General features: G+C 67.6%; 1 protein-coding gene. It reads left to right on the forward strand.

Annotated elements, in window-relative coordinates; translation table 11 throughout:
- Positions 1-330, forward strand: a 330-nt coding sequence (locus ACLQ29_RS35490; protein WP_425775718.1) for a hypothetical protein, incomplete at both ends; no start/stop codon positions are given.

Genomic DNA, 330 nt, shown 5'->3' on the forward strand with positions numbered 1-330 from the left:
TCAGGACCAGCCGTTCTCCGCCCGCCACGGCTTCAAGAAGATCCTCTTCTACATCGACGAGGCGTCGTTCGCGCTGAACACCAAGGTCAAGGCGTACTACGACGGGGTCGAAGTCACCGCAGGCGACATGTACGCCGAGTGCACCCAGGCCGTCGCCTCCGCCGGGATCTACCTGATCGCCGCCACCCAGCGCGGCGTGCACCACGCCTTCGGCGACAAGGGCGGCGACGCCAGCGCCAACATCGGCCGGGAGATCGTGCTCATGTCCGGTGACGAGCAGGAGGCTGGCCGGGTCACCGGCAACTACAAGCTGCCCCCGCTGCGCCACCG

It is taken from the genome of Micromonospora sp. DT228, assembly GCF_049841595.1.
Lineage (GTDB): Bacteria > Actinomycetota > Actinomycetes > Mycobacteriales > Micromonosporaceae > Micromonospora.